This window comes from Leucobacter sp. Ag1, from assembly GCF_000980875.1.
GTDB lineage: Bacteria > Actinomycetota > Actinomycetes > Actinomycetales > Microbacteriaceae > Leucobacter > Leucobacter iarius.
In genome coordinates this window covers 41,779-48,640 of the sequence record NZ_LAYO01000085.1, presented here as the reverse complement: position 1 = coordinate 48,640, position 6,862 = coordinate 41,779, and the positions used below count along the sequence as shown (strand labels likewise).

Sequence of the window (6,862 nt, the reverse complement as noted above, 5' to 3'; positions counted from 1 at the left end):
AGGTGCCCCGTGCTGGGGTTCCGATCGCTCAGAACCCCAGCACGGGGCACCTCGGCGCCGGCGGGAACGGCCGGTGGCCGGGCCGCCCTAGCCCTTCGTCACGCTCCGGAAGCGGCGCAGCCGCAGGCTGTTGCCGACCACGAACACGCTCGAGAACGCCATCGCGGCGCCCGCGATCATGGGGGTCAGGAGGCCGAGCGCGGCGAGCGGGATCGCGGCCACGTTGTAGGCGAAGGCCCAGAACAGGTTGCCGTAGATGGTGCCGAGGGTGCGGCGCGACAGCCGGATCGCGTCGACCGCGCCCATCAGGTCGCCGCGCACGAGCGTGATGTCGGCCGCCGCGATCGCCGCGTCGGTGCCGGTGCCCATCGCGAGACCCAGGTCGGCCTGCGCGAGCGCCGCGGCGTCGTTGACGCCGTCGCCGACCATCGCGACCCGCTTGCCCTCGGCCTGTAGGCCGCGCACGACCTCGACCTTGTCGGCCGGCATGACGCCGGCGATGACGCGGTCGATGCCGACCTCGCGTGCCACCTCGCGTGCCACCGTCTCGTGGTCGCCGGTGAGCAGCACGGGCTCGAGCCCGAGCTCGCGCAGCTGCCGGATCGCCTCGGCGCTCGTCGGCTTCACCCGGTCGGAGACCGAGACGACGCCGCGCGCGACGCCGTCCCAGGCGACGAGCACCGCGGTGCGGCCCTTCGCCTCCTCGGCGGCCTTCGCCGTCGCGAGCTCCGCGGGGATCGTCACCGCCCAGTCGCCGAGCAGCGCCTCGCGCCCGACGAGCACGGCGCGGCCGTCGACGACGCCGCTCGCGCCCGTTCCCGGCGCGTTCCGGAACGACTCGACCTCGGGCAGAGCGGGATCCGACTCGCGCGCCCCGGCCGCGATGGCCTGCGCGATCGGATGCTCCGAACCCGCCTCGAGCGCTCCGGCGATCCGCAGCAGCTCGGCGCGATCCTCGCCCGCGGCGGGGATCGCCTCGGCGAGCGCCATGCGCCCGCTCGTCACGGTGCCGGTCTTGTCGAGCACGATCGTGTCGACCTTGCGCGTCGATTCGAGGATCTCGGGCCCCGAGATCAGGATCCCGAGCTGGGCGCCGCGACCGGTGCCGACCAGCAGCGCGGTCGGCGTCGCGAGGCCCAGGGCGCACGGGCAGGCGATGATCAGCACCGCGACGGCGGCGGTGAACGCGGCGGCGGGGGAGGCGCCGATCAGCAGCCAGGTGACGAGGGTGCCGATGGCGATGAGGATCACGATCGGCACGAAGACGCCCGAGATGCGGTCGGCGAGCCGCTGCGCGGCCGCCTTGCCCGACTGCGCGTCCTCGACGAGCCGCGCCATCTGCGCGAGCTGCGTGTCGGATCCGACGCGGCTGGCGCGAACCACGAGGCGCCCGCTGGCGTTGACGGTCGCTCCCGTGACGGGATCGCCCGGGGCGACCTCGACGGGCACCGACTCGCCCGTCAGCATCGAGGCGTCGACCGCGCTCGCGCCCGACTCCACGACGCCGTCGGTCGCGATCTTCTCGCCGGGGCGCACCACGAATCGGTCGCCGACGCGCAGCTCCCCGATGGGGATCCGCGCCTCGGTCGCGGGTGCGTCGCCCGAGGCGTCGCCGCGCAGCACCGTGACCTCCTTGGCCCCGAGCTCCATGAGCGCGCGGAGCGCGGCGCCCGACTGTTTCTTCGATCGCTTCTCGAAGTAGCGGCCCGCGAGGATGAACATGATCACGCCCGCGGCGACCTCGAGGTAGATGTTGCCCGCACCGTCGACGCTGCCCGGGTTCACGGTCAGCTCGAAGCCGTGGGTCATGCCCGGGTGCCCTGCGGTACCGAAGAACAGCGCGTAGAGCGACCAGAGGAACGCGGCGCCCGTGCCGACCGACACGAGGGTGTCCATGGTCGCGGCGCCGTGCTTGAAGTTGATCCAGGTGGCGCGGTGGAACGGCCAGGCAGCCCAGGTGATCACGGGGGCCGCGAGCGCGAGCGAGAGCCACTGCCAGTTGGTGAACTGCAGCGCAGGGATCATCGCCATGAGGATCACGGGGACCGAGAGGATCACGGACCCGATGAGGCGGTGCTTCAGATCGCGGAGCTCGGCGTCGTCGGCCTCCTTCGCGCCATCGGCGAACGAGAATCCGTGGTCGTGTCCGGCCATGTCGCCGCCCGAGTGGCCCGACATGTCGTGCTCGCTCATGTCGTGGCCGGCGTGCATCCCCCCGTGCTCGGAGGGGGTCTGCGCGTGCGCTTCGCGCGATGCGGCCCGCGTGCGCGCGGCGACCGACGGCCGCACCGTGGCCCGGTACCCGAGATCCTCGACGGTGCTCACGAACCGCGCGGGATCCGCGAGCAGTTCGGCGCTCGCCGCCGGGTCGGCGTCCGCCGCGGGGCGGATGGTCGCGCGCTCGGTGGCGTAGTTGACGGTGGCCTCGACACCGTCGATCTTGCCGAGCTTCTTCTCGATGCGGTTGGCGCACGAAGCGCAGGTCATTCCGCCGATGTCCAAGACCAGCGGGTCCGGGGTGGGGGTCATGATGCTGCTCGCTTTCTGCTCTGGTGCTGTGCCGGGATCGCGGGGCGTCGACTGCGGCGCCCCGCGACGATTCGTGTCGGTCAGGCCGTGGCGGCCGAGTATCCGGCCTCGTCGACCGCGGTCAGCACGGCCGCGGTATCGACGGGGCCCTGGGCGGTCACGGAGAGGCGACCGGTCTGAGCGCTGACCTCGACGTCCGTGACGCCGGGGATCCCGCTCACCTCGCGCGTGATCGCGCCCTCGCAGTGCCCGCAGCTCATGCCGGTGACGGCGAACTCGGCGCGGGTGGTGGTGTCGGCGGTGGTGCTCATCGGAGTGCTCCTCGGAGTGGATCGGCGCTGGGCCGGAATTCTGGCGACGGGACGGTCTCGGATCCGTGTTTCACGTGGAACCGACCGTGTCGACGCAATACCCAGTGGGGGTATCTGAACGCAACCATACCCCCGAGGGGTATCGTCCGCAACCCTGCGGACCGAAGTTTTTCGCGAGCAATCGGGGAGGAGGATCCTTCCCGGATCAACTACCTTGACAGTCACAGTACTTGGACGTACATTCTTCATGAACGGAAGGAGTGACCATGGCAACGGGCGCAGTCACCTCGGACCTCCTGCGAGGGCACGCGGACACGATGATCCTGCGGCAGCTCCTCGACGCCGACCGGTACGGCTACGAGATCGTCAAGATGATCGCCGAACGGTCGGGCGGGGAGTACGAGTTGAAGGAGGCGACCATGTACTCCAGCGTGCGCCGACTCGAGCAGGACGGCGACATCACCTGGTACTGGGGCGACGAGTCGCAGGGCGGCCGTCGCAAGTACTTCCGCATCACCGACCAGGGACGCGGCACCTACGAGCAGAACAAGAGCAACTGGCAGCACGCGAAGCGCGTGCTCGACCGGCTGCTGTGAACCGGACGGGAGCGGGAAACGCAATGAGCACCAACGACAAGATCACCGAGCACGTGAACAGCCTCTTCGCCGCCCACGAGGGCGCGAAGAGCATCGAAGAACTGAAATCCGACCTGCACGCGGACCTGCAGGACCGATTCCGCGAGCTCGTCGATTCGGGCAGGAGCGAGGCCGAGGCGCTCGAGGAGACCTTCGACAGCATCGGCGACATCGAGGAGACCGTGAAAGAGATGAGCGACATGACCATCACCCTGGAGCGCCAGATGGCGACCCGATTCACCGCGAGCGAACTGACCGGCAGCGACTTCGCCGGCGTGACCGTGCGCAAGGGATCCTTCTCGGCCAGCGCCATGAAGGACTCCGACTTCACCGGCGCCGATCTCACCGGCAGCGCCTTCCGCAGCAGTGACCTCGCCGGCGCGACCTTCGACCGCGCGAACCTGACCGATGCCGTGCTCACCACGAGCGACCTCGACGGCGTGAGTCTCGTCGGCGCGATCCTCGTCCGCACGAACTTCAGCACCTCTTCGCTGAAGCGGACGCGCTTCGGGGGATCGGAGCTGACCGACGTGAAGTTCAAGCGGGCCGACCTCACGGGCGTGGAGTTCGACGGCTGCAGCTTCGTGGGGGTCGACTTCAGCTATTCGGACGTCAGCGGCGTCGACTTCAGCGGCGCACGGTTCACGAGCGTGCGCTTCGACAACGCCGGCCTCGCGGGCGCCTCGTTCGCCGGGGCCACGCTGCGCGACGTCTCGTTCCGCGGCTGGAGCCGCAAGTACCGCACCGGCTTCCGCAAGGTCGACTTCTCGGGGGCGCGCATGGACAAGCTCACCTACGCGGGGCTCAAGGGCCTCGGCGCGGACCTCGCGGGCGTCGTCGTCGAATAGGGAACGTGTCTCATGCAGCGCGTGCCGGAGCAGTGCTCCGGCACGCGCTTCGTGTTTTCGGCCGGGATCTCTCGCGGGCCGAATGGCTGCGAGAAAAAGTTGGTACTCAGTGTTGCTATCTACCGGTACTCAGTGTTACTTTGTAGTGGTAGTCAACGACACAGAGTAGAGAGGGAGGCGAACGATGGCGAGTCAGATGACCGAGATGCTCAAGGGCACGCTCGAGGGGATCGTCCTGGCGATCCTGGCCGAGCGCTCGGCATACGGGTACGAGATCACGACACGGCTGCGCGAGCAGGGCTTCGCCGACATCGCGGAGGGCACGATCTACGCGCTCCTCGTGCGGATCGAGCAGCGGGGCTTCGTCGACGTCGAGAAGGTCCCGTCCGAGAAGGGGCCGCCGCGCAAGGTGTTCTCCCTCAACGCGCAGGGGCGGGCGCAGCTCGCCGACTTCTGGGAGACCTGGAGCTTCCTCACGGAGCGCATCGAGCAGCTCCACCGCAGCGACGCGACGGCACCCGCCGCCGCGCACCGAACCACCGACACGAACGAGAACGAAGGAGCCTGACATGGCCGCCAAATGGATCGAAGCCCTCACGGGCTCGCTCGAGCAGAAGAAGCAGTACAAGCAGGCGAAGGCGCGCATCGAAGCGCTGCCCGAGTCCTACCGCGTCGCCGCGAACGCCTGCCACCGGTACCTCATGTACTACGGGGGCGTCACCGACGGAGACACGCTGGTGCAGATGTTCGACGACCTCGCCGACCTCTGGGAGCGCGCGGCCGCCGACGGCACCCCCGTCCGCGACATCGTCGGGCAGGATCCCGTCGAGTTCGCCGAGACCTTCGCCCAGGCGTACGGCGGCACGCAGTGGATCGACAAGGAGCGGGCGCGCCTCGCGAAGTCGATCGACGAGGCCGCCGGGAAGGAGCGCTGATCATGACCACCACGGCCGCCCCCGCCATCAGCGTGCGAGGCGTCACGAAGGCCTACGGGGACCTGCAGGTCCTGCGCGGGGTCGACCTCGAGGTCGAGCGGGGCAGCATCTTCGCCCTGCTCGGCTCGAACGGAGCGGGCAAGACCACCCTGGTGCGGATCCTGTCCACCCTGCTGAAAGCCGATGGCGGATCCGCCACCGTCCACGGGGTCGACGTCGCGACGTCGCCCGGCGAGGTGCGCGAGGCGATCAGCCTCACGGGTCAGTTCGCCGCGGTCGACGAGATCCTCACCGGCCGGGAGAACCTGGTGCTCGTCGCGAAGCTCCGGCACCTGCCGAATCCGGGCGGGATCGCCGACGAGCTGCTCGAGCGGTTCTCGCTCACCGAGGCGGGCGGGCGCCGGGCCGGCACCTACTCCGGCGGCATGCGCCGCCGGCTCGACATCGCGATGAGCCTGATCGGCGACCCGCCGATCATCTTCCTCGACGAGCCCACCACCGGGCTCGACCCGCAGGCGCGCATCGAGGTCTGGCAGACCGTGCAGGCGCTCGCCGACGGCGGCACCACGGTGCTGCTCACCACGCAGTACCTCGACGAGGCCGAGCAGCTGGCCGACCGGATCGCGATCCTGCACGAGGGCACCATCATCCAGAACGGCACGCTCGCCGAGCTGAAGCGCCTGCTGCCGCAGGCGAAGGTCGAGTACGTCGAGAAGCAGCCGACGCTCGAGGAGGTCTTCCTCGCGCTGGTCGGCCCGTCGGTCGCATCCGCGACCGGCGCCGAGAAGACCGAGAAGGAGGGATCGAGATGACCGCTCACGTCCTCAGCGACACCCGCGTGCTCACCGGGCGCTCGCTGCGTCACATCCTGCGCAGTCCCGACACGATCATCACCACCGCGGTGACCCCGATCGCGCTCATGCTGCTGTTCGTCTACGTGCTCGGCGGCGCGATCCGCACCGGATCCTCCGAGTCGTACATCAACTACATGCTCCCCGGGATCCTGCTCATCACCATCGCGTCGGGCATCGCGTACACCTCGTACCGGCTGTTCCTCGACCTGCAGGGCGGCATCTTCGAACGCTTCCAGTCCATGCCGATCGCCCGATCGAGCGTGCTCTGGGCGCACGTGCTCACCTCGCTCGTCGCGAACATCGTCTCGGTCGCGATCGTCGTCGGTGTCGCGTTCGCGATGGGGTTCCGCACCGGAGCCTCCGTCGGGGCCTGGTTGGCGGTCGCCGGGATACTGGTGCTGTTCACCCTGTCGCTCACCTGGCTCGCGGTGATCGCCGGGCTCTCGGCCAAGACGGTCGACGGCGCGAGCGCGTTCAGCTACCCGCTGATCTTCCTGCCGTTCATCAGCTCGGCGTTCGTGCCGACCTCCTCGATGCCCGCGCCGGTCGCCTGGTTCGCCGAGAACCAGCCCGTCACCTCGATCGTGAACACGATCCGCGACCTGTTCGCCGGCCAACCGGTGGGCGGGAGCATCTGGATCGCGCTCGCCTGGATGGTGGGGATCCTCGTGCTGGCCTACGCCTTCGCGATCGTCATCTACCGCAAGAAGATCTCGTAGTGCGGGCGCCAGCCGGCCCGCGCGAGTGAAC

At 69.5% G+C, this 6,862-nt stretch carries 8 protein-coding genes; 6 read left to right on the top strand and 2 right to left on the bottom strand.

Translation table 11 applies throughout. The annotated features are described in order from the left end of the window. Positions 1-87 precede the first annotated feature (87 nt). Both XM48_RS05945 and XM48_RS05940 read right to left on the bottom strand, forming a co-directional pair. Positions 88-2,529 carry a cation-translocating P-type ATPase gene (locus tag XM48_RS05945; RefSeq protein WP_046454882.1) on the bottom strand — a complete coding sequence of 814 codons (2,442 nt, stop codon included), beginning with the start codon at positions 2,527-2,529 and terminating at the stop codon, positions 88-90. Positions 2,530-2,609: 80 nt separating this feature from the next. Beyond that, entirely contained in the window at positions 2,610-2,840 is a 231-nt protein-coding gene (locus XM48_RS05940; RefSeq protein WP_046454881.1) for a heavy-metal-associated domain-containing protein, read from the bottom strand. Between the two features lie 266 nt (positions 2,841-3,106). On the opposite strand from XM48_RS05940, the gene XM48_RS05935 reads away from it, so the two are divergent. The 6 genes from XM48_RS05935 (at position 3,107) to XM48_RS05910 (ending at position 6,831) form a co-directional block, all read left to right on the top strand. After that, on the top strand, positions 3,107-3,436 hold the full coding sequence (locus tag XM48_RS05935) for a PadR family transcriptional regulator (protein WP_046454880.1): 330 nt from the start codon (positions 3,107-3,109) through the stop codon (positions 3,434-3,436). A gap of 23 nt (positions 3,437-3,459) precedes the next feature. Continuing rightward, entirely contained in the window at positions 3,460-4,323 is an 864-nt protein-coding gene (locus tag XM48_RS05930) for a pentapeptide repeat-containing protein (RefSeq protein ID WP_046454879.1), read from the top strand. A 184-nt stretch (positions 4,324-4,507) separates the two neighbouring features. Continuing rightward, the gene (locus tag XM48_RS05925) at positions 4,508-4,891 is read left to right on the top strand and encodes a PadR family transcriptional regulator (protein ID WP_046454878.1); all 384 of its coding nucleotides are present in this window, start codon (positions 4,508-4,510) and stop codon (positions 4,889-4,891) included. Position 4,892: 1 nt separating this feature from the next. Further along, the gene (locus tag XM48_RS05920; protein WP_046454877.1) at positions 4,893-5,258 is read left to right on the top strand and encodes a DUF1048 domain-containing protein; all 366 of its coding nucleotides are present in this window, start codon (positions 4,893-4,895) and stop codon (positions 5,256-5,258) included. A gap of 2 nt (positions 5,259-5,260) precedes the next feature. Beyond that, positions 5,261-6,070, top strand: coding sequence for an ABC transporter ATP-binding protein (locus tag XM48_RS05915; protein WP_046454876.1), 810 nt, complete (start codon positions 5,261-5,263; stop codon positions 6,068-6,070). Next, positions 6,067-6,831, top strand: coding sequence for an ABC transporter permease (locus XM48_RS05910; protein WP_046454875.1), 765 nt, complete (start codon positions 6,067-6,069; stop codon positions 6,829-6,831). Before XM48_RS05915 ends, XM48_RS05910 begins: the two co-directional genes overlap by 4 nt. Positions 6,832-6,862 lie beyond the last annotated feature (31 nt).